This window comes from Dielma fastidiosa (assembly GCF_000313565.1).
GTDB lineage: Bacteria > Bacillota_I > Bacilli_A > Erysipelotrichales > Erysipelotrichaceae > Dielma > Dielma fastidiosa.
Window position 1 is genome coordinate 315,403 of the sequence record NZ_HE578925.1, and the last position, 23,065, is coordinate 338,467.

Here is a 23,065-nt window from a genome sequence, read left to right on the forward strand (position 1 = left end):
GTAAGCGTATGCCTGAGCTACCTGAAGTAGAAACCGTCAGAGCGACGCTTGAAGTACAGCTGGGACATCCCAAAATCGTCGGAGTTGATGTCTATTGGGAGAATATTCTGCCGCAGGGCAGTGATTTTTTCAAACAGAAGATTATCGGTCAGTCGATTCAGGCGTATAAACGCCGCGGCAAGTATTTGATGTTTGTTCTTGATGAGGATATGCTGATTGCCCATCTGCGCATGGAAGGTAAATTTTATATTTATGATCAGCCAACGATGCGTAATAAGCATACTCATGTGGTATTTCATTTGGATGATGGCCGTGAGCTGCATTATAATGATACCCGCAAGTTTGGCCGCATGGAGATTTATCCGCTGGCTGAAGATGAGAATTATCCAATGCTTAAAAATACCGGTCTGGATGCATTTGATGAACGGCTTGACGCATTGGCATTATATAAAAAGTGGCATCCTAAAAAAATGCCGCTGAAAGCGATGCTGCTGGATCAAACCTTTTTGGCAGGTATCGGCAATATCTATGCTGATGAAATCTGTTTTGCCTGTGGTTTGCATCCGAAAACCCCAGTCAGTCATTGTTCAAAGAAGGATTTTGAAAATATTTTATTTCATACCCGCAGGATTTTAGCCGGGGCGGTTAAGGCAGGCGGCACAACGATTCGCTCTTATACCTCATCATTAGGGGTTACCGGCTTGTTTCAGCTGAAACTGAAGGTACATGCCAGAGAAAATCAGCCGTGTTTGATCTGCCAGACACCCATTAAAAAAATTAAAGTGATAGGAAGGGGGACTTGTCTGTGTCCAAAATGCCAGAAAAGAAAGTAATCGCCATTACCGGTATTATCGGCAGCGGCAAGTCAACACTTTCTAAAGCGCTGCGCGAACGCGGCTATTTGGTAATTGATTGTGATCAGGGATCGCGGCTGTGCTGTGATAAAGGCACCTTGGGTTACCAGCAGATGATTGATGCATTCTCAGCGTGTATTTTGGATGCGGCTGGTAATATTGACCGCCAAAAACTCGCATCTCTTGTGTTCGCCGATCCAGACAAAAGGAAACTGCTGGAAGCCATTCAGCATCCGCTGATTTTGGCATGGGTTAAGGAGCAGTGTGCAGCCAGCACGGACGCTCTGATTTTTGTGGAAGTACCGCTGTTGTTTGAAAGCGGCTGGGAAAAATATTTCGATGAAAGCTGGGTCGTTGTTGCTGATGAAGCGGTTGTCATAAAACGTTTGAAACAAAACCGCGGTATGGATGATGAAGCGATTAAAGCGCGTTTAAAGACGCAGATGAAGAGTGAAATGAAGATAAAAAAAGCTGATCATGTCATTGTGAATAATGCTTCTCTTGAAGAATTACAGTCACAGATTGACAGTTTGCTGCATGGAGTGGATAAGCGCGATGGTAAAAGATGAACAGTTAAAAATAGAACGGATTGAAAGCATCAGCGATGAAGAGAGAGCATCGCTTTTCGTGCTTTACGGGCCTTTGATCGGTTCCCGTGCGCTTCACCTTTACAGCCTGCTGGAAGCCTTATGCACGATGAATCAGAATACTTGTTCAACAATTCTGCTTTGTCAAAGTCTCCAGCTATCACCTGCGGAACTGACTAAAAGCCGCAAAATCCTTGAACAGTTTATGCTGATTAAAACCTATGCCGGCGCCGATCATATGCTGATTCAGCTCAAGGTGCCTAAAAAGGGCTTAGATTTTTTGCGGCATGATGTGTTTGGCCGTTTATACTTAAAACAGCAAGGCCGTCAGATGTATGAGATGATGCAGGTAAGCTTTGCGAAGGGACAGATCGCTGAGGGATATGAAGAAATCAGCGAACCGTTTCGGATGGCCGATTGGTTTGAATGGGAAGAAGAAGAGGAAAAGAAATTCCATGAGGTTAAGCCTGAAAAGAAAAACACGATGCGAATTACTTTTAATACCGAATTATTCTTAACCCAATGTTCAAAGCTGGCTTTTCCGGCAGCCGCGAGAACGAAGGAAAATATAGAAACTATTGAGCAGCTTGGCTCTTATTATGGTGTGAATGAAGAAGAAATGATCAAGCTGGTGGCCCGCAGCATTAATTTGAAAACCCAAACGCTGAGTGTCAGCCGGCTGAAAAATGCAATTACAAAGAAATATCAGGTGGTTGAAGCCGATGCTAATCCATATCGTTTGCCGGTAATTAAATTCCTGCAGATGAAGCAAAATGGCGTACCGGTTACTAACACCGATAAGCGTTTGCTTGCTTATCTTGAAGATGAGTTAAAGCTGCCTAAGGAAGTCGTCAATGTGCTTGTCGAATATGTGCTGAATACGCTGAATCAAAATCTCAGCAAGGCTTATGTCGAAAAGATTGCCGGATCATGGGTGAGGTTGAATATTGATACGATGGAAAAAGCGCTGGATCAGGTTCAGAAAATTAAAGAACCAAAACCGAAACGCAAGCCATCGGCTAAACTTAAAACAACAGAGAAACAGCTGCCGGATTGGTATACCGGCAATCAGCAAGAGGAAGATGAAGAATTAAAGCCTGAGGATATTGAAAAGCTGAAGGCTGAATTAGCGAAAATGCGGGGTGAGTAAATGGAGAAGATTGAGGTGCATTTTGAACTGAATGAAGAGCAGCGGCGGTTAAAGGAAGAACGTCTGCGCTTACTGAAGGCCGATCCGGAAGTGAAGCGCTGGCTGCATCAATACCAGCTCGATGAAAGCTTTCTTGAAAAGCATACGACTAAAATTCACGAATGGCTGATGAGTCTGAAAAAATGTCAGTCATGTTCAGGGCTTGATAAATGTGTTCAGCCAAGTCAAGGCCAATTGCTGAATTTGGTTTATGACGGTCTGCTTAATTATCAGCTGACAGATTGCCGCTATCAGCGTGTACGCCGTGATGAATTGACGCATGTTAAAAATTATATTCTTCACCACCTCAGTGATGATCTGCTGAAAGTGGCGGTTGAAAACATTGATTTAAGCAATGAGAAGCCGGCTTATGTGAGTGCGGTTTCGGAAGTGGTCAGGAATCTTAAAGAGCCAGTCAAGGGCTTGTATTTGCATGGCGCGCCGGGTGTAGGCAAGACTTATCTGGGAGCATGTATTACCAATTACTTTGCGAAGCATAATAAGAAAGTAGCCTTTGTCAATGTACCGGAGCTGATCATGGCGTTGAAATTAAACATGAGTGAAAATAGTATTATGGAGAATATGATTCGTTCATTAAAAAGGGCAGATGTTGTTTTATTTGATGATATCGGCGGTGAAAGTGTAACGGCATGGAGCCGTGATGAAATCCTGCTGCCGATTCTGAATGAACGGATGGAAAAGCATCGTTTAACTTACTTTACGAGTAATTATACGATTAAAGAACTGGAAGGGCATTTCGCAATGGATAGCCGCGGCAACAGCGATCCGATTAAGGCAAATCGGCTGATTGAAAGAATTAAAGCACTTACATTTGAAAAAAATGTAAAAGGTTGTAACAGACGTACTTAAAATACTAGTCAAAAGTTTGTAAAAATGCTATCATAATAGGGCATGAACGGAGGAATCAGATATGGTGAAACGTATAGGTATTCTCACTTCCGGAGGTGACGCTCCAGGAATGAATGCAGCCATCCGTGCTGTAACCCGTGTCGCTTTGAAGAGCGGCGTTGAAGTCTATGGCATCTACGATGGTTATCGTGGTTTAGTTGAAGGCTATATTGAACCACTGACAAGAAATGATGTTGGTGATATTATTGACCGCGGCGGAACGATCTTAGGATCGGCACGTTTGCCTGAATTTAAAGATCCTGCGGTGCAGGAGAAGGGCATCATGCAGTTAAGAAAGCGTGAAATTGACGCGCTTGTCGTGATTGGCGGCGACGGCTCCTATCGGGGGGCGCTCGCATTGACAAATCAGGGCATCAACTGTATCGGCTTGCCGGGTACTATCGATAATGATATCACATGTACAGATTCAACAATCGGATTTGATACTGCTCTGTCAACAGTAGTAGAGGCCGTAGATAAATTAAGAGATACTTCAAGCTCTCATCACCGCTGTTCGGTGGTAGAGGTTATGGGCAACCACTGCGGAGATCTGGCTTTATGGTCAGGAATCGCCTGCGGTGCAGAAATCGTAATCACTGCTCAGACCGGTTTTGAGGAAACTGAGGTTCTCGAACGCCTTAAAGAATTTGATGTTGTGAAGAAGAAACGTCATGCAATTGTTGTAATCAGCGAGAAAATTACCGATGTTGACGCATTTGCGAAAAAGGTAAGTCTCAATACTGGCTTTTCGGGCCGTGCTACGGTATTAGGTCACGTGCAGCGCGGTGGTTCACCGACGCCGATCGACCGTGTATTGGCATCGCGGATGGGTGAAAAAGCTGTGGATCTGCTGCTGGCTGGTATCGGCGGACAATGTGTGGGTATCAAGGATAACCAGATTATTGCCGTACCGATTGAAGAAGCTTTGGATATGCCGCGCGCTTCCAGGAAGCGATTGCAGGATTTGTTTGATCGTTTAGTTTAAGGTTTAAAAACAAGGAGATATTAAAAAAATGGAAAGAAAGACTAAAATTATTTGCACCATTGGTCCAGCTACTGAAAGTGAAGAAATGTTAGTTAAAATGGCTGAAGCCGGAATGAACGTTTGCCGTTTAAACTTTTCTCATGAAACACATGATGCACATCTTGAGAGAATTGAGAGAATCAGAAAAGTAGCCAAGGAATCCGGTAAGAAGTTTGCAATTCTGCTGGATACTAAGGGACCTGAAATTCGCTGCGGCGTTTTCAAAAACGGTCAGGAAACATATGCGAAAGGTGATATCGTTACTTTGGTTCGTGAAGAAATCGAAGGAACTAAAGAACGCTTTCACATTCAATGTCCGGAAATGTTTGACGATGTTTCAGTTGGCGGTACAATTTTGATCGACGACGGTAAAGTGCGTCTGACAATTCTTGAAAAACGTGACGGTGAGCTTGACTGCCGTATTGAAAATCCGGGTGTGATCAAGAACCGTAAGGGATGCAACGTGCCTAATGTTAAATTAAGTATGCCATTCATTTCACCAAAAGATGAAAGCGATATTCGTTTTGCGGCAAGAAATCATTTAGATTACATTGCAGCGTCTTTTACTAGAAGAAAAGAAGATGTGCTGGCAATCCGCCGTATTCTTGAAGAAGAAGGCGATAATCATATTCAGATCATCGCAAAGATTGAAAACCAGGAAGGTTATGACAATCTTGATGAAATCCTGAACGTTGTTGACGGCATCATGGTTGCCCGCGGTGACTTAGGTGTTGACGTATCTGTTGAATTAGTACCAATTTATCAAAAGCAAATGATCAAACGTGCTAACGCGTTTGGTAAACCGGTTATCACAGCAACTCATATGCTTGAATCAATGCAGGCAAATCCAAGACCGACACGTGCTGAAGCAAGCGACGTTGCCAATGCGGTTTTAGATGGTACTGACGGCATCATGCTTTCAGGTGAATCAGCAGTCGGTGCTTATCCGATTGAAGCGGTTCAGACAATGGATAAGATTTCTAAAGCAATGGAAACTATTCTGCCTTACCGTGAACGTCTTGATAAAGCAATCGCTACTTCAAGAAAAACAAAGGAAGATGCTATCGGTATGTCAGCGGCTGACACTGCGATGTCTTTAGATGTTGCCGGTATTATCTGCTTCACTTCAAGCGGTAATTCAGCAAGAAGAATCGCTAAATTCCGTCCAAAGGCACCAATCATCGCTGTATGCTTTGATGAAGAGGTTGAACGTTCATTGGCTGTTAACTGGGGCGTATCCACATACCTCAGCAAGACCGTGAATACTCAGCTGAATGAATGTGAATTAGCAAGAGAAATTGCCAAAGAACACGGCATTGCTGTGGGTGAGACAATTATCTTGGTTGCTGGATATCCAACTGGTTCTGGCGCAACCAACACAATGAAGATTATTGATGTTAAATAAAGAATGTGACTGAGGCTGAGAAGCCTCGGTTTTCTTTTGACAGAATTTATAAAGTTCACAAATAAAATTGTTCATTTTATAGAGAATAAACAATAATCAACATTATTTTATGTTCTTTATTGATAGTTTAAAGTCTGCGGGCTATGATTTCACTTCACTCTTTGATATAATAAAATCATCAACAAGGAGGGTATTTTATGAAAGTAATCGTAGTAGAAAATTATGCAGAAGTAAGTGCTGAAGCATTCAAAGTAATGCATGAATTAGTGGCGTCTAAACCCAATGCGGTATTAGGTTTGGCAACTGGCTCAAGCCCGATCGGCTTATATGAAAATATGATCAAAGACCATAAGGAAAACGGTACAAGCTATGCTGAATGTCAAAGCTTTAATCTTGATGAATATGTAGGTATCGACCGTAATCATGAACAGTCTTATTATACATTTATGCATGAAAATCTGTTTAACGGCATCGATATTAAAGAAGAAAATGTACATCTGCCATATGGCAATACAAAAGAAGACTGTGAAGCTTATGAACGTTCAATGGATAATGTAACTGTTGATATTCAAGTATTAGGTATCGGCAGCAATGGTCATATCGGTTTCAATGAACCAGGTACTTCTTTTGATGAAGAAACACATATCGTTACTTTAAAGGAAGGCACACGTAAGGATAATGCGCGTTTCTTCGAAAACGACATCAATAAGGTTCCTACTCATGCGATCACGATGGGTATCGCTACCATCATGAAAGCTAAAAAGATTCTTTTAGTTGCTACCGGCGCTAATAAAGCGGATGCTGTCAGTGCAATGGTTGATGGTCCGGTAAGTGTTGACTGCCCGGCATCTGTTCTGCAGAATCATCCGGATGTAGTGGTTATCGTTGACAAAGCGGCAGCCAGCAAGTTAAAATAAGGAAGACGAAACAGTCGCAAGGCTGTTTTTCTTTTGGAGGGTAGTTATGGCCATAAAAATGATTGTTATGGATATGGATGGTACGCTTTACCGCAATGATAAATCGATTGATCCATCTACCATTGAAATACTGAAGCAATGTCAGCAGCAGGGAATCGTGCTTGTTTTGGCATCCGGCAGAAACTGCAGCGATCTGCTGAAGGTAACGGATATCTTGGATATGCGTGAAACCGGCTATATCGTAGGCATTAATGGTCTTGAAATCATGTGCTTAAAGGATGGCAGTCATGAGGTTGAGGGACAGCTTGACAGCAAGGATGCGAGCTATGTTTTCAAGCTTGCTCATCGTTATGATTTAAAGGGTATCGCTTTTACCTTTGAACGCTTTTATTTTTATGTAAAACCTTATCATCGCTGGTGGAATCGCATACTGTCATTCTTTGAAGGTAAACTGAAGGAAATCGGCTTTGAAGGTGAAATGGTGAATAACTGCTATTTGAAGCATCCGGATGATTTGATTGAACCAGCGATTAATAAGCTGATTCTTCAGGATGATAAAATTGTTCAGTTAAAGCCGAAGCTGATGAGTGCGTTGGCTGACTATGATGTGATGATTGTTGGCCCGCGCTGGCTCGAAATCATGAAAAAAGGCATCAGCAAGGGAAAAGGTGTTTTGAAAGTAGCCCAGCGGCTGGGTATCAGCCATGATGAAATCATGTGCTTTGGTGATGCGGAGAATGATCTTTCTATGATTGAATGTGTTAAATATGGCATCGCGATGGGGAATGCAATGGAGAATGTTAAGGCGGCGGCTTATTATGTGACCGATACTAATATGCAGCAGGGAATCACTAAGGCGATTGAGCATTTTAAGGATGAGCTTTATGAGCGATAGCATGGTAACGCAAAGCGGTGAAAGAGTCACTCCGCTGGCTTGTGATGAAAAGCAAATTCATATTGAGGATATTGCCCATGCCCTGTCACAGCTGTGCCGGGCGAATGGACATACGAAATATTTTTATTCAGTAGGTCAGCACTGCATTAATTGTGCTTTGGAAGCTAAGGCGCGCGGCTTTGGCAAGCAGCTGCAGCTGACAGCCCTGCTGCATGATGCCTCTGAGGCCTATATGGCGGATCTGATACGGCCAATCAAACAGCAGATGCCAAAGTATTGTGAGGCTGAGGATCAGCTGCTGGCAGTCATTTTGAAGAAGTATGGCCTTGATCCTGAATTGCCGGCTTCCATTAAAATGATTGATGATGCAATGCTGGCTGCGGAATTTAAGGATTTGGTAGGACCTGAATTGATTGAGTATCAAGCTGAGCTGATTACTGAACCTGACTTAAAGGAAAAAACTTGTTCAGAAATCAAACAGACTTATTTGAAGCTGTTTCAAGAATTGACGCAATAAGCGTCTTTTTTTTGTTGTTTTTGTTTATGTGTTGTATACTAAGGGTAAAGAGGGGTGGTTTGATGAAGAAACTTAGCTTATGTGTACTTGCGCTTTTGCTTTGCGCCTGTCAGCCCGCAATGCCTAATGAATTGCCGAATGAGGGAGACAGCGGCGATGTCAGTACCGAAACGGATTTAAAGCCAGTCATCATCATGCCGGAAATCGAATCTTTTACAAAGGATCTTGGGGTTATGAAGCTGAATGGTGATGCTGTTTCTAATAATCAAAAGGCGGCAGTCATTGAATGGCTGAAATCTTTAGAATTAACGCCGACTCATGATTATGACGAGCAGTTGATAATCAGTGAAAATGATGTTTCAACAAGTTCAGACAAAACATTAAAAACGCTTATTGATGTAGAATATGGTGATCAAGGATTTGCTGTCTACGATGCCTTTTTGTCATCAAACATTTATTTTCTAAAATTTAAAGGTTCTGTGAATATCTATCCGGTAGATTATTTTAAGCTGCGGGAGCATCCTGCATTTATTCGTGATAAGAGCTTGGATATTTCATCACTAGGCACAGCCTATCAGCCAGATTTCACTATTCCAGCTGATGCAAGAGTCTCTAAGCAGTTCTTAGCAGAAAATCGCTCAGAGATAACCATTGATCTGCCTTACTTATCATTAGGAATATGGGAAAGTGTTTCCTTTAGTAAGGAGCAGGCAGAGCGAAATATCCAGCAGCTGATGCTTGCTTTCTATGCGGATCAGCAGGGCTTCTTCGAGAAGATGCAATATGTATTCACCCTTGTTGAACCTATTGCTGTGGGACGCTATGCTATGGATGACATCGATGAAATCGTCATTGACGGCCAGCTCATAAAACTGGAAACACCGATTCCTGATTACAGTGAATTCTATAAGGGCGAAGCTGTCCGGCAAAAATATGAAGAATTATATGGCGTGCCGTTAGGAATGATTGAGAATGATAACAGTCCATGGCTCGGCTACACCTATGAGGCTGAATATGATTTGTTCACTTATCATGAGTATCGTGACGGAGCTGTCGGCGGTTACACGTATGATACACCCTATGCCTATGATGTTAAGCTTTCAGGTAATGAAATGATCCTTCAGGTAGCATCTATCAACACAAGCTTTGATTATGACAAAGAAACTGTTCATTGTTATAAAAATTCAGGCTTGCCAATCGCTGACCGCCATTTCTCAGCGGCAGCTAAAGCTGATGGTATTCTAAGTATTAAGGAATTAATTAATGAGCAGGGTGATTATTTCGATAAGTTTGAAATCCATGGCAAGCTCAATTCATGGGGAAGCTATTCATTAAGTAAGGTTGAAGATAAAACATTAATTACAATGCCTGAAAAGGATGTTATTTTCTATAATAACTTTGAGCGTATTGATCATAATACTATCTTCATGCCTTTGTTTGACTGTAATTTAGCCCGCAGTGCGAACACTACGATGCTTTATGATATGAATCGTGATTTAAAGACCTGCAACCGCTATACATTTTATGAGGATGAACGCTATGCGGTTGTTTACACAGCGACTAAGAATAAGGATGAATTACTGGTTTATCTTTTGGATAAGCAAAATAAAACCTTTAATCAGCCAATGAGTCAAAGTGAAGCTGACTTCTATTATCAGCAGTTAAAGGACGCAAATCCTCATTTAAAACCAGATACCGAAATGATTCTTTATGAAGAAAACGGTCAGTCTCTGCTTTATTTAAAGGGAACGGATACGACTCTTGATATGGTGATTAAGCTAAAGAAAAGCATAAATTAACCTAAAAGATTAATTTATGCTTTAACTAGATCCGCTGTTTCTGCATGAATGAGCTGAATCAGTTCATGCGGGTTCATTTCAATCTGAAAACCGATTTTACCGCCGCTGAATATGATTGTATCTAATGTTTGACAGCTTTCATGCAGGACAGTTTTATACAGCTTTTTCATACCGATAGGCGAACAGCCGCCGCGGATATAGCCGCTGACTTTGTTGATTTCACTGACCGGAATCATATCGACGCTCTTTTCATTAACCGCTTTTGCACATTTCTTTAAATCTAGTTCATGTTCAACAGGAATGACAAATACAAAATAATTTTTGCTGCTGCCGCGCGTAAGCAGGGTTTTAAATACTTTTTGCGGAGCCTGTGAGCATTTCTTAGCGACTGATACGCCATCAATAGCACCATCATCAGCATCATAGGTATATGTCTGATAACTGATTTTGGCTTTATCGAGAATCCGCATCGCATTTGTTTTTTCTAATTTCATAAAATCACCGCTGATATTATAATCCTAAATTACAAAAAGTGAAAGAAAAAGGTTGAACTTTAGGTTTTTGTCCATTATAATAATGAAGTATTTCCATTAGGGGAGTAGTCTGCGCTGTGAGCGTCATTAAATCAACATCATGTTTCATTGCTGAAACTGGTTTAATTATAAAAGACAAGACCTATGTTACGCTATGTAGCATAGGCTTTTTTTTGGGAGGAAGCATCATGCTGGATTTTTTGTTATTAATTGTAGGTTTTGCATTTTTAGTAAAGGGCGCTGATTTCTTTGTGGATGGGGCCAGCTCAATCGCTGATCATTTAAAGGTACCGGCGATTGTTATCGGGTTAACCATTGTAGCCTTTGGCACCAGTGCTCCGGAAGCAGCGGTCAGTATTACTGCTGGTATATCAGGTTCCAATGCGATTGCGGTAGGCAATGTTGTCGGCTCTAATATTTTCAATCTTTTGATTGTACTCGGCGCGTCGGCAGCTTTAAAAACCGTAAAGGTACAAAAGCGAATCATTGACTTTGATTTGCCGGTCATGATTGTCGGCGGCTTGCTGCTTTGTCTGTTTTGTTATACCGGCAATGTAGTCAGCCGTATTGAGGGGGCAATTTTGTTCGTATTGATCCTTGCTTATGTTGGCTATACGGTAATTACTTCATTAAAAAGCCGTCACAGTATTGAAGTGAATGAGCCTAAATTCAATGTACCGATGAGTGTAGCAGTATCAATTATCGGTTTAGCACTGATTATTTTTGGCGGTCAATGGGTGGTTGATTCAGCAACCAGTATCGCCCGCAGCTTTGGCTTGAGTGAGACGCTGATCGGTTTAACAATCATTTCCGTGGGTACCTCACTGCCTGAGCTTGTTACCTCGGTGGTAGCTGCCCGCAAAGGACAAAGTGATATTGCCTTAGGTAATGTTATCGGCTCTAATATTTTTAATATCCTGTTTATTATTGGTTTGTCATCAATGGTGAATCCAATTGAAATCGCACCGGTTATCTTTACCGATTTGATCTTTATGATGGTGATTTTCATTCAGACGCTGGTAATATCAATGAAACAGAAATGCTTTAATAAAAAGGCGGGGATTACGATGCTGGTACTCTTCGCAATTTATCTAACTTATATCATTATCAGAAATTAGCCGCAAGGCTTTTTTTCTTTTTGTGACATAAATCGTGTCAGGTTTAAAGGTATACTACCCCTGAGGTGATAAAATGAAAAGTTTTATTGATTATTTATGTTTGATCAAGAGGTATAATAAGGATGCCTTTGAACAAGATCCGATGTATCGCTGTAAAATTATCAATCAGTATTTATTTCGTTATATTAATGAATGTAAAAGACAGGGTTATATGCCGGAAGATGCCGCGATTTATCAGCGGGAAAAGGAAGCCTATGAGCAAAAGATCCGTCATTTGCGTTTTTAAATCCTTTGTGTGATTAAGTTTACTTGCCGCTGATGCATTGATATGCTATCCTTAATCTAAGGACAAGGGTATACATATGAAAAATATTCTCATTCATGGTTTAGGTCAAAACAGTGAAAGCTGGCAGGCTGTCCGGCAGTATTTAAATGGAACGGGCATAGACGCTGATTGTCCTGATTTATTTAAGTCATATCCGCAGGCCATAACGTATGATGCGCTGGCAAAGGCTTTTGCTGAAGACTGCCAAGGGTATAATGAAAAGGTGAGTTTATGCGGGCTTTCACTGGGTGGGATTTTAGCGCTTGATTATGTCAAAGCATATCCGGAAAAGGTAAATTCAGTTATTTTAATTGGTACACCTTATGAAATACCTAAACGGCTGTTTAAGCTGCAAGGATTCATATTTAAACTAATGCCTGAATCAACGTTTAGAAAAATGGGATCTAATAAACATGACTTTATCAGTCTGGTTAATTCAATGGGCAGCTTGGATATAAGAAAAGATTTAAACAAGATTAGCTGTCCTGTGTTGATCTTATGCGGTGAGAAAGATTCAGCAAACCGTAAGAGTGCGCTTAAACTGCATGAGCAGATTAAAGACAGTCAATTCAAATTAATTCAAAATGCTGGTCATGAAGTAAATACAGATAATCCTGAAGAACTGGCAAAAGCAATAATTCCTTTCTGGAAGTAAATTGATTCTTCAGTCTTCCTGTTATCCGCATGCTGCTGCTTTTTAAATTTATTCTGAATTAAATGAAAGGAGGGAATCAATGCCTGAATTATTGAAAGACAGATATTATAATTTTAATTCAATTCATGAATTAGCCTTCCGTATTAAGGTGATATATCCTTCCTTTCGGGATAGTGATTTTATAAGTGATATTATGGATGAAACATGGGAGGCGCTTTCACTAAAAGGCCGTATGCGCCATATTACGATAAATCTTGGAAAATATTTGCCCTCTGAGTATGAACAGGCATTGGCCGTCCTTGATCAGGTGATTGCGAGTTATCCAGCCCATCATAATGATCTTGCATTCATTTACTTCCCGGATTTTGTAGAAGTTTATGGACAGGCTGAGTGTAATTGGGATCTGTCAATGGCTGCCTTAGAGAGATATACTCAATGTTCAACTGCTGAATTTGCTGTGCGGGAGTTTATTATAAAGCATGAGGAACGCATGATGGCACAAATGTCCATATGGGCAAAACACAGCAATGAGCACGTTCGGCGGCTTGCCAGTGAGGGATGCCGGCCTGCACTGCCGTGGGGACAAGCATTGGCTAGGTTTAAAAAAGATCCAACCTTAGTGCTTGCTGTTTTAGGGCAATTAAAAGCTGATCCTTCACTCTATGTTCGTAAAAGTGTGGCCAATAATCTGAATGACATATCCAAAACACATCCTGAGCTTGTTGTGCAAATAGCAAGCGAATGGTATGGCCAAAATGAGTATACGGACTGGATCGTAAAACATGGCTGCCGGACACTTTTAAAAAGGGGTGACAAAAGGGTGCTTGCTATTTTTGGTGTTGCCGATGCAAGGCATATCACTGTTAGCGATTTTTCCATGCGAGCCAAATCTGTTTCCATTGGCGAGGAGATTACATTTTCTTTTAAAGTCAAGGCGAAAAAAGCAGCCAAGGTACGGCTGGAATATGGTATTCATTATGTGAAAGCGAACGGTACGCGAAATCTTAAAATATTTAAAATAGCTGAAACTTCATTTGCGGCAAAGCAAGAAAAGACGTATATAAAAAAACATTCTTTCGCAGATTTGAGTACAAGAAAACATTACCCTGGAATGCATTCGCTAACACTTATTGTTAATGGCACAGAGCAAGGTAAACTGAATTTTGAAGTAGCGGCTGCTGATTTGTTTTTGAAGTTAAATAATTTAAAATAAAGCTAAGGAGGCGTAATTTAATTATGATCATAGAAAACATGAAAGGGGACATGTCTGCACTTGCGGATAAACCCATTATCATCACCGGCGGCGGTGGCGGAATTGCATTGGAAGCCGGGCTTGCTCTGGCTTATATGGGAGCAAAAGTAATTATTGGTGAGGTGGATGAGGAAAAGGGAAGAAAGGCAGAAAGCTTGATTGCGGCCAAGTTCCCTGGTCGTGTTCAATTTATTCCTCTTGATCTTGAGAAGCCTGAGGCTATACAAGCCTTTTGTGAGAAAGTAACGGCAGAATATGGAACTCCCTATGCCATCATCAATAATGCCGCGATAACCCCTTTTGATTCCATTGAACGGCTTCCGCTTTCAGACTGGGACAGAAGCTATCATGTCCATTTGCGCGGGCCGCTGCAAATGATACAATTTTTCCTGCCTAAAATGTTGGAGAAAAATCAGGGTGTTCTTGTATTCACTCCATCCTCCGGTGCAGTAGCCTATATGGGAGGCTATGAGGTGTTTAAGACATCGCAGGTCGAATTGGCAAATACATTGGCGGCAGAACTGGAAGATACCGGACTGTCGGTTTATAGTATTGGCCCTGGCCTTGTGAAGACGCAGACAGCTATGCAGGGAATTGAGAAAGTAGCGCCTCTTATGGGGATTTCCACCGAGGACTTCTATCATATGAATCGCGAAAACATTGTTTCCGCTCAGGAGGCTGGAACCGCATTCGCCGTGTCATTGCTCTTTGCGAAAAAATATCATGGTCAAGAGATTGGCGGTATACAGGCGCTGATAGACGCAGGAATTCATAAAAATAATGATGAAAAAATATCGGCATCATTGAGCGAAGAAGGACAAACGCTGCTGATCGCAATCGTCAAAACATTTGATGAACAGAATGAGGGTTGGAAAAAAAGAAATATATTTGAAAAGCAATGGATGCTGCGTGATTTCAAAAAATATGCGGGCCATTCTGCCGATGAGATGGCAGCCGCATTACATCAATATCAGATTGCCTATAACAAAAAAGACGTTGAGAAGCTGAATGGATTGTCTGCACTGTTAACAAATCTTTCTAATTATTATCGGCATCAGCTGGAAATGATGCAGGGCTACATCAAAGACTCAGAGAAAAGGCAGGAATACGACACCTATATTAAAGGGTGGCTCAAGGACATTGAAACAATGAAGGGTATGCTGTAACTGTCATGCTGAATTGGCGATGCTGAGACGCTGTTTCGTATTATCGATATTTTTAGGGATGAGATTGATAAGTAACACTAGGTGAAAAAGTGAATAATTTAAAATTACACCAAATCTAAAAAATGAAACAAAAAAGCCCTTAAATGGGCTTTAGTTTTTATATGGTGCCGACTAGAGGAATCGAACCTCCGACCTACTCATTACGAATGAGTTGCTCTACCGACTGAGCTAAGTCGGCGTACTTGAAATTACGCCCTTATATTATAGCGCGATTTTGTTAATTTTCAAGTATATTTTTTAAAAAGCTGAATCACATCAAAAAGTCTTTATTTTTCACTCTTAATGATACGCACTAGGGTAATCAGGTTTATAATCACTGCCAGCAACCCTAATAGTTTCGTCAGCATACCAAGCAGGGAGGTTCCGCTCGTAAAGATTGCCAGCAGGGCAACTACATTGGTTATATTGATGACTAATTTGCGTTGTTTGTTTGACATGGACTCAGCTCCTTTCTATTTTATAGCTTTGAGTATTAAAGTCTACCATAACTCTGGTACCATCTGCGAACAGCGTTTCTTGCTGTTTCCAATCGTTATTAATAAAATGATGAGATACCATTTCTTCTTTTGCAACCTTTTCCTGAAGCTCAAGCACCTGTTTGCAGCGCTGCCAAGCGGTTGCTAAATCTTTTGGCTGATCGGTATCAAACACACCATCGGTATTCGGATAAGCGCCCTCTTTTTCAAGATAAGCACCGCCGCCGTTCAGCAGTGCATAAAGCATATAATCTTCCTGATCTGGGTGCTGATCCATCGGCCATGGCAAAAGCATACAGTCATGATAGACTAGATTAAACAGGGGAACCGGATAGCCATTGCGCGGTGTATCTGGTGCTTTCAGCATGAAGTCATAAGGGCCATAATGCGCAAATACTAATTCACGCATTGCCCAATCGCCGCATTCCTCGGAGCTAGGCAAGATTTTCATACTATTCAGCATTGAAAAGCATTCCCTGCGATATTCAAAGCATTCCTTGCGGTTCATCATATGTTCTGGATTGAAACACTCATCACCTTCATTGCAGGTAAATACGTCCAGATAGCTGGCTTCAAGGTGAATGCCGTGTTTTAATAATTCAGTGAAATTGCGTTTTACATACATGGCTGCCTGAGAAGCGCATAAGAGGCTCTGACGGCCGCCTGCCCAGCGGGCCATATCAAAGATCGAGCCATCCTCATTCATGCAGGCATTCGCAGGATCAAAGCTCTTCGCGTTAAAATAATAATCGCGATATTGATCATGAAGACCCAGCATATAATTATATGTCTGCATCGTATCAGAAAGCTTTTTTAATCCATCCCAGCCGCCGGCCTGAATGCAAGGAGGCAGAATATCGGGATGCTGATTGTCATAACCGGGTTCAGCCCAGCCATCAAGATGCAGATAAAGCTTTTTAATGCCCATTTCATGATATTGTTTTATTTCTTCTGTTCTGGTATCAAAAGATGTCAGATGATCGTTATGTTCAGGGTTATCAGAATCATAAAACAGTGAATCTGGCTCAATATGTGATTTGATTCCTTTATGCACAAAGGCAGAACCAATTAATTGATCAACGAGCGGATTGCGGGCAGCTTTTTCACGAAGACTTGTAAATAGACCGCTTTCCTTTACATGCTGACGATAAAGCTTGCATAAATCATTATAGTCACAGTTGGCCCGTAAAGAATAACGCATCCGGCGGCGGTATCGCATTTTGCCTAAAGTTGGAAGCCAGCGAATGCTGATGCTGGTATAAGGTCCATTCGCAGGATGATCAATCTGATAGGCGGCATCGGCAGGATCTAAACATTCCGCAAGATAACCAGCCTGTTGATTTACCTGTGCAAACCAAGGCATATAAGCCGCGCTGCTGCCTAACTGACCATCAAAATGCAATTGATTCACAGCATGCGGCCAATTGTTAGGAATCAGCGTTCCCTGCATCTGATTAATTAATGTATAGCTTTCAGCATTCCCATCATCAAAACGAATCGGCATCGGCCAATAAACAGCACTTGGTTTAAGCTTATCTTCAATTAACGGCAGCCATTCAAAATAAATATCCTGAGTGCTTTCTTCAACCCAAACAAGGACTTCACATGCGTCTTCACCGTCATTAAACCCCTTATAAATGGTTTTAAACCCTGAACCTAAACCATTATTAAATTCAGTCGTTGTAATTTCCTGTGCCTTGCTGAACCAAAACTTTTGCTCATTGCACAGATAATAACCATCATTCATCATTTCAAACCAAAGAACATTGTCATTGTATAAACGAATTGTTTGATCTGCTTTTATTTTTATCTTCATAAGTACCTCTATCTTGTTAAACAGCTCTATTTTATCATAGCTAATTCACACATGAAAGTTGAAATGTTCATGAATTAAGTTATAATGGTTCTGAGGTACACATATGATAAAATGGATCGTTATGGATATGGATGGCACATTGCTGAATGATGAAAACAGAATCGATGAGCAAACCAGACAAATATTAATTAAACAAGAAGAAAAAGGTGTGCGTCTGCTGCTTGCCAGCGGCCGCAATTACCGCAAGCTGATGGATTATGCCATTCAGCTGAAAATGGATGTTTATCACGGAATGCTGATAGAAGCCAATGGTTTGGCGGTTTATGACTGCATGACACATGCAAGGCAGAAGAAAGCAGAATTGAATAAGCAGGATATCGAACGGGTCTTCAAGCTTGCCCAGACATATGATTTAGAACTGATCGCTTCTTTGGATGATGGCTTATATGATTACTTTTCTGAAAATATCCGTCAATCTAAAATAGCTTATCGCATTGAAAACAACTTTCCTGAGGACTTTCCTTTGACCGGCGGTCATCGTGATTGGATCAGTGATAATCGGGGCGGCTATCCCAATCAGTTTTTTGCTGAGCGGCTTGAAGCTTTTCCGGATGCCTGCAACAAACTGTGCCTGACCCATTTTCCAACCCGGATCAGTGAAGTTTTTGAGGCCTTAAAAAAAGCCTTGAATGATGAATATGAAATTGTGCGGACATCACCAAGATGGGTTGAAATATCGCCCAAGGGAATCAGCAAGGGAAATGCACTGACAGCGTTAATGAGTGCCAATCAAATCAAAAAGGATGAAGTTTTAGTATTTGGTGACGGGGAAAATGACTGTTCAATGTTTGCCAGTGCCGGTATTGCCATTGCGATGGGCAATGCGATGGATATAGTCAAACAGGCAGCCAATGGTGTTACCTTAGATAACAATCATAATGGAATTGCCTATGCCATCGAAAATTTAGAGCAAATTACGAGTAAGCATGAATAATAGATGGTATAATACAAACAACAAACAGGAGGTATTTACTTATGAAAATTACAAACACAGCAGAATTCGATGCAATCAAAGACAATGGCGTAGTATTAGTTGATTTCTATGCAGACTGGTGCGGCCCATGCAAAATGATTTCTCCAATTCTTGAAGAATTAGCTAAAGAATATGAAGGAAAGGTTACAATCGTAAAGGTCAATGTTGATGAAAATGGCGATATTGCCGGCCGTTACGGTGTAATGTCAATCCCTAATCTGGTATTATTTAAAAATGGCGATGTAGTCAAACAAGTAGTTGGCTTCCAGCCTAAGAATCAGCTTCAGGCATTATTAAATTCTGCTATCTAACATCCAATTGAGGATGTTTTTTTTATTTTCCAATAATTTAAAATTGTTCTGTTTTAAAACAATTATCGAAAATCTGTTATTTTGTGTAAGAAATTTTTAAGATTAATGTGACAGAAATGGCATTTTCCCTTCATTAAATTATGATATAATGGGTTTGCATATAGAGTAAAAAAGGAGAGAAAGCCAATGTCTTTGATAGAGGTAAGGGATCTCCGTAAAGTTTACCATGTAGATACGGAGCGAATTGTTGCTTTAAACCGTATCAATCTCAAAATTGAAAAGGGAGAAATATGTTGTGTGCTGGGAACTTCTGGTTCCGGTAAATCAACACTGTTGAATATTATGGCAGGTCTGGAAAAACCGTCATTAGGAAGTGTTTTTATTGACGGCGTTGATATTTGCCAGTTAAGTGAGAAAAAACTGGCTGCTTTCCGGCAGAAAAATATCGGCTTTGTATTTCAGTCATACAATCTGATGTCAACACAAACAGCGATTGAAAATGTCGCAATGCCCTTGATGTTTAGAGGCATGAGTAAAAAGAAACGGAATCACTATGCGATAGAGATGCTGAAAGCGGTAAAACTGGATGGACGTATGGGGCATAAGCCTTCACAGATGTCCGGCGGTCAGCAGCAGCGTGTAGGTATAGCCAGAGCATTCGTTGCCCGGCCTAAAATTGTTTATGCGGATGAACCAACAGGAAATCTGGATAGTCATACAACCATAGAGGTTATGGAAATCATGATTGATATGGCAAGGCGATATAAGGAAACCTTGATTATTGTTACCCATGATCAGGAAATTGCGTCTTATGCAGATCGAATTATTTATTTACTTGATGGAAATATAAAATCAGATAAACCTAATGAATCGATTATGAAGACTAAAAGAGAGAAAGATTCTGAAACTGCAAAACAGGTTAAGGATCAGAAAAAGAATGAAGAGGGAAAAAGCAATGAGGAAAAATAAAATTCTATTAAAGAGTGCTGCGGCGATGCTGTCATTGATGATGATGGGCAGCATGATGCCGGGGATGAATGTGAAGGCGGCTATGTCTGAGGATGATGCTAAAAAATATTGTGAAGACAGAGGGTTGGCTTTTGGTTCATTTGATCAAGATACAGGGGCTGTTATATGTGTAAAAAGAGAAACAGTAGAAGTGCCTTCTGATCCTGAGCCCGACACGCCAATTTACGGCAACATTTTTAAATTATATCCGGGTTATGACACACCGACGATCAATGCCGGCGAATCCAAGGTGATTGAATTTCCGATTGTCTACGCAACTAAAAAGACAGCAACCAGTTATGAACAGGCACAAATTACCTTGCCGGATGGCTTGTATTTCTACGAAGCTAATGACATTCAGTCATTTGATGTGAAAACTCAAAAGGATGACAAACGTTTTGAGGGCAAGGTCGCTATCTTAAAGGCCAGCATTTCAGCAAGCTCCGATGCGAAGAGCGGTACGGTGACAGTGCCGATTAAAATTACTTATAAATATTCTGGCAATTCTAATCCGATAACTGAAACAGTTAATGCCTATATCAAAATCAACGGCACTGACAGCAATCCTGCTAATCGTTTGAAAATCACCAATTACAGTTTTGACCGTCAGAATATCAAAGCCGGCGAAGCCTTTAATTTAACTGTAGAATTAAATAATCCATCAAACGGCGCGGTTAAGAATGTCAATGTAAATATCGGCAATTTAACCACGGAAACGATTATGATGAACAATGCAATCGATACGATGTATCTGCCTGAATTACCTGCTAATTCAACAAAGACATTAACCTTCCCGATGATTGCCAGCAAGAATATCGATAAGAATTCTCAAATGCTGGAATTATCTGTGACAGCGGATGGCATTGATTCACCGCTTACATCAAAGATTTTCGCTTTTATTTCTAAATCAGCCGATGGCTCTGAAGCGGCTCTCAACGGTAAACCTAAAATTGTTATTGACAGCTATGACTATGGCGGTACAGCGGTAACTGGCGGTCAGCCTTTTGATTTATCGATGGTATTCAGAAATACAAGCAGCAATATTACGATTGAGAATTTAAAAATGACAATTCAAAGTGTTGCTGATGAGAAAACCGGCGGTGCGTTTACACCGACTAGCTCCAGTAACTCATTCTTTGTGAAGAGTATTGCGCCAAATGGTTCAATTGGACAAAGTATCAATTTAATGCCAAAGGCAGATGCTGACCCTAAATCTTATGGCTTGGAAATTCGTTTTGAATTTGAATATGTCATTAAGGGTGAACTGCAGGAAGGCAGCTCCACAGAACAGATTTCTATTCCATTAAAGCAATCCGATCGCTTTGAAGTAGGTGAAGTCGATATGTGGGGGCCGATATATGTCGGTATGGAAAGTCAGATCAATGTTTCTTATGTAAATAAGGGTAAATCTACAATTAATAACCTTGAGATTTCTGTTGAGGGAGAAAATATGACCGCGATGGAATCAAGATCCTATGTAGGAAATGTTGAATCAGGCAACTCTGATTATTACTCTGTAAATATCACTGCTAATCAGGAAGGTCCGGTTAAGGGTAAGATTAAATTCTCTTATGAGGATGCGAACGGACAGACAGTAGTTGTTGAAAAGGAATTCAGCAGTGACGCGATTTCGATGAATTTTGAACCTGATCCAGGCATGGATATTCCTGAACCAACGCAGCCGGAAGGGATGCCGATGTGGGGCAAAATCTTGATTGGCGTAGTTGTTGTTGGCGGTATCGCGGCAGTGGCTTATGTAGTGATTAAAAAGAAAAAGGCTAAGTCTAAATTGCAAGAAGCTGAATCTTATGATGATTTCCCAGAAGATGGTGAATAATTATGAGTATTAAGGATAAGATTATCATGTGTTTTTCTAACCTTTATAAAAGAAAGGTTAGAACGCTGCTGACAACCGTGGGTGTTGTTGTCGGAACATGTGCAATCATTATCACCGTTTCATTGGGCGTAGGCATGCAGCAGGCTCAGGAAGAAGCATTGTCACAAATGGGTGATTTAACAATCATCAATGTGAATTCATATGGCATTTCACCGGATATAGATCCGCTGGATGATGCCATGCTGGAAAAGTTTCGCGAGCTGGATCATGTAGTAGCTTTAACTCCTGCTTATCAATTGAGCAATTGGGGATCAATCAGTATTACCAGCGGTAAATATATGTATGACAGTATGATTTACGGTGTTTCACTGAATGATCTTGAGGCTTTAGGTTATAAGCTTACAGAGGGTTCGTGGCCTGGTGAAGAGGGTGTAAAGGAAAATACGGTTTATTTCAGTTCTTCGGCGGTTTATGATTTCTATAATACGAAAAAACGTTCTAATAACCGAGTTTATGAAGGATCAGGCAAAGATCCTTTCGTTGATCCAAACAAGGATAAAATGAAGTTTGTCGTAAGTTCACAGAAAGAAAATAAAAAGCCTAAAGAATTTGATTTAGTTTATGGCGGTACGATGGAACAGGATTGGAGTAAGAGTCCGTCCAGCGGCTGGGGTGTCTTTGTGAGTGTCGATTATTTGAAAAAGTTAGAGAATGAATATAACAAATTAAATAATATTACTGTTAACAAGGATGCAAAAAAGAGCTATGACAGTGTGACGGTTAAAGTCGATGATATGAACAATGTCGCGGCGGTGGAAGAGGTTATTCAGGGAATGGGCTATACAACCAATTCCATGGAAACGATTCGTAAGCCGATGCAGGAGAAGGCTCAGAAAGATCAGCTGATGCTTGGTTCATTGGGTGCTATTTCATTGTTGGTTGCGGCTTTAGGTATCATGAATACAATGATGATGTCAATTTATGAACGTACACGTGAAATTGGTGTTATGAAGGTACTGGGCTGCTTTATCAGTGATATCCGTACAGTGTTCTTAATGGAAGCCGGAACGATAGGTTTCTTGGGCGGTGTGCTTGGCGTTGGTGTCAGCTATGGCGTTTCCTATCTGATTAATACGTTTGGCGGCGGCGGCAGTCAGGACATCTATGGTGCCCTGCAGGGCGGCATCGGTTCTACATCAGTGATTCCTTGGTGGCTGGTGGTGGGAGCATTGCTGTTCTCAACACTGGTAGGACTGTTGTCTGGTATTTATCCTGCCAACCGCGCGGTAAGTATTTCAGCATTATCTGCAATTAAACAGGACTAAACAGAAGACTGCTTCGGCAGTCTTTTTTCTTTGCCTGAAACTTTTGTTTAATAA

23 protein-coding genes and 1 tRNA gene are annotated in these 23,065 nt (G+C 41.0%); 20 read left to right on the forward strand and 4 right to left on the reverse strand.

What is annotated here, in order from left to right:
- Window positions 1-8: 8 nt before the first annotated feature.
- From mutM to DAHG_RS07315, 10 genes are all read left to right on the forward strand, one after another.
- Window positions 9-833, forward strand: a complete 825-nt coding sequence (gene mutM, locus DAHG_RS07270) for a bifunctional DNA-formamidopyrimidine glycosylase/DNA-(apurinic or apyrimidinic site) lyase (protein WP_022937682.1) — start codon at window positions 9-11, stop codon at window positions 831-833.
- The gene (gene coaE / locus DAHG_RS07275) at window positions 815-1,423 is read left to right on the forward strand and encodes a dephospho-CoA kinase (RefSeq protein WP_026880867.1); all 609 of its coding nucleotides are present in this window, start codon (window positions 815-817) and stop codon (window positions 1,421-1,423) included. Before mutM ends, coaE begins: the two co-directional genes overlap by 19 nt.
- Entirely contained in the window at window positions 1,410-2,591 is a 1,182-nt protein-coding gene (locus DAHG_RS07280) for a DnaD domain protein (protein WP_022937684.1), read from the forward strand. The genes coaE and DAHG_RS07280 overlap by 14 nt, the downstream gene beginning before the upstream one ends.
- Window positions 2,592-3,500 (forward strand): ATP-binding protein, encoded by a 909-nt coding sequence (locus DAHG_RS07285; protein ID WP_022937685.1) that lies wholly within the window; start codon window positions 2,592-2,594, stop codon window positions 3,498-3,500.
- Between the two features lie 61 nt (window positions 3,501-3,561).
- Window positions 3,562-4,524, forward strand: coding sequence for a 6-phosphofructokinase (gene pfkA, locus DAHG_RS07290; protein ID WP_022937686.1), 963 nt, complete (start codon window positions 3,562-3,564; stop codon window positions 4,522-4,524).
- Window positions 4,525-4,552: 28 nt separating this feature from the next.
- The gene (pyk, locus tag DAHG_RS07295; RefSeq protein WP_022937687.1) at window positions 4,553-5,968 is read left to right on the forward strand and encodes a pyruvate kinase; all 1,416 of its coding nucleotides are present in this window, start codon (window positions 4,553-4,555) and stop codon (window positions 5,966-5,968) included.
- A 197-nt stretch (window positions 5,969-6,165) separates the two neighbouring features.
- The gene (nagB, locus tag DAHG_RS07300) at window positions 6,166-6,885 is read left to right on the forward strand and encodes a glucosamine-6-phosphate deaminase (RefSeq protein WP_022937688.1); all 720 of its coding nucleotides are present in this window, start codon (window positions 6,166-6,168) and stop codon (window positions 6,883-6,885) included.
- 46 nt (window positions 6,886-6,931) lie between these two features.
- Entirely contained in the window at window positions 6,932-7,780 is an 849-nt protein-coding gene (locus DAHG_RS20495) for a Cof-type HAD-IIB family hydrolase (RefSeq protein ID WP_022937689.1), read from the forward strand.
- A complete protein-coding gene (locus tag DAHG_RS07310; RefSeq protein WP_022937690.1) occupies window positions 7,770-8,297 on the forward strand; it encodes an HD domain-containing protein in 528 nt (175 codons plus the stop codon). The genes DAHG_RS20495 and DAHG_RS07310 overlap by 11 nt, the downstream gene beginning before the upstream one ends.
- Before the next feature lie 62 nt (window positions 8,298-8,359).
- Window positions 8,360-10,096 carry a hypothetical protein gene (locus DAHG_RS07315; protein WP_022937691.1) on the forward strand — a complete coding sequence of 579 codons (1,737 nt, stop codon included), beginning with the start codon at window positions 8,360-8,362 and terminating at the stop codon, window positions 10,094-10,096.
- 14 nt (window positions 10,097-10,110) lie between these two features.
- Here the strand turns inward: DAHG_RS07315 and ybaK are convergent, their stop codons facing one another.
- The gene (gene ybaK / locus DAHG_RS07320; RefSeq protein WP_022937692.1) at window positions 10,111-10,590 is read right to left on the reverse strand and encodes a Cys-tRNA(Pro) deacylase; all 480 of its coding nucleotides are present in this window, start codon (window positions 10,588-10,590) and stop codon (window positions 10,111-10,113) included.
- 227 nt (window positions 10,591-10,817) lie between these two features.
- Here ybaK and DAHG_RS07325 point away from each other — a divergent pair, with 227 nt between their 5' ends.
- From DAHG_RS07325 to DAHG_RS07345, 5 genes are all read left to right on the forward strand, one after another.
- Window positions 10,818-11,747 carry a calcium/sodium antiporter gene (locus DAHG_RS07325; protein ID WP_022937693.1) on the forward strand — a complete coding sequence of 310 codons (930 nt, stop codon included), beginning with the start codon at window positions 10,818-10,820 and terminating at the stop codon, window positions 11,745-11,747.
- Window positions 11,748-11,820: 73 nt separating this feature from the next.
- Complete coding sequence (locus tag DAHG_RS07330) at window positions 11,821-12,033, forward strand: hypothetical protein (protein WP_022937694.1); 213 nt, start codon at window positions 11,821-11,823, stop codon at window positions 12,031-12,033.
- Between the two features lie 76 nt (window positions 12,034-12,109).
- Window positions 12,110-12,727 (forward strand): alpha/beta fold hydrolase, encoded by a 618-nt coding sequence (locus tag DAHG_RS07335; RefSeq protein ID WP_022937695.1) that lies wholly within the window; start codon window positions 12,110-12,112, stop codon window positions 12,725-12,727.
- A 193-nt stretch (window positions 12,728-12,920) separates the two neighbouring features.
- Complete coding sequence (locus DAHG_RS07340; RefSeq protein WP_235696032.1) at window positions 12,921-13,940, forward strand: DNA alkylation repair protein; 1,020 nt, start codon at window positions 12,921-12,923, stop codon at window positions 13,938-13,940.
- Window positions 13,941-13,963: 23 nt separating this feature from the next.
- Complete coding sequence (locus DAHG_RS07345) at window positions 13,964-15,145, forward strand: SDR family NAD(P)-dependent oxidoreductase (protein ID WP_022937697.1); 1,182 nt, start codon at window positions 13,964-13,966, stop codon at window positions 15,143-15,145.
- A 162-nt stretch (window positions 15,146-15,307) separates the two neighbouring features.
- Here DAHG_RS07345 and DAHG_RS07350 read toward each other — a convergent pair.
- From DAHG_RS07350 to DAHG_RS19035, 3 genes are all read right to left on the reverse strand, one after another.
- A tRNA-Thr gene (locus DAHG_RS07350) sits at window positions 15,308-15,383 on the reverse strand.
- An 88-nt stretch (window positions 15,384-15,471) separates the two neighbouring features.
- A complete protein-coding gene (locus DAHG_RS21120) occupies window positions 15,472-15,642 on the reverse strand; it encodes a hypothetical protein (RefSeq protein WP_022937698.1) in 171 nt (56 codons plus the stop codon).
- 4 nt (window positions 15,643-15,646) lie between these two features.
- Window positions 15,647-17,497 carry a DUF5696 domain-containing protein gene (locus tag DAHG_RS19035; protein WP_022937699.1) on the reverse strand — a complete coding sequence of 617 codons (1,851 nt, stop codon included), beginning with the start codon at window positions 17,495-17,497 and terminating at the stop codon, window positions 15,647-15,649.
- Between the two features lie 103 nt (window positions 17,498-17,600).
- On the opposite strand from DAHG_RS19035, the gene DAHG_RS07365 reads away from it, so the two are divergent.
- The 5 genes from DAHG_RS07365 to DAHG_RS07385 all read left to right on the forward strand — a co-directional run bounded on the left by DAHG_RS07365 (window position 17,601) and on the right by DAHG_RS07385 (window position 23,011).
- Window positions 17,601-18,491: a Cof-type HAD-IIB family hydrolase gene (locus DAHG_RS07365; protein ID WP_022937700.1), complete on the forward strand. Its 891-nt coding sequence runs from the start codon at window positions 17,601-17,603 to the stop codon at window positions 18,489-18,491.
- Between the two features lie 41 nt (window positions 18,492-18,532).
- Complete coding sequence (gene trxA, locus DAHG_RS07370) at window positions 18,533-18,841, forward strand: thioredoxin (RefSeq protein WP_022937701.1); 309 nt, start codon at window positions 18,533-18,535, stop codon at window positions 18,839-18,841.
- A gap of 186 nt (window positions 18,842-19,027) precedes the next feature.
- Window positions 19,028-19,810: an ABC transporter ATP-binding protein gene (locus DAHG_RS19040; protein WP_022937702.1), complete on the forward strand. Its 783-nt coding sequence runs from the start codon at window positions 19,028-19,030 to the stop codon at window positions 19,808-19,810.
- Window positions 19,797-21,686, forward strand: coding sequence for a COG1361 S-layer family protein (locus DAHG_RS07380; RefSeq protein ID WP_022937703.1), 1,890 nt, complete (start codon window positions 19,797-19,799; stop codon window positions 21,684-21,686). Before DAHG_RS19040 ends, DAHG_RS07380 begins: the two co-directional genes overlap by 14 nt.
- A 2-nt stretch (window positions 21,687-21,688) precedes the next feature.
- Window positions 21,689-23,011, forward strand: a complete 1,323-nt coding sequence (locus DAHG_RS07385; RefSeq protein WP_022937704.1) for an ABC transporter permease — start codon at window positions 21,689-21,691, stop codon at window positions 23,009-23,011.
- The last annotated feature ends 54 nt before the right edge of the window (window positions 23,012-23,065 follow it).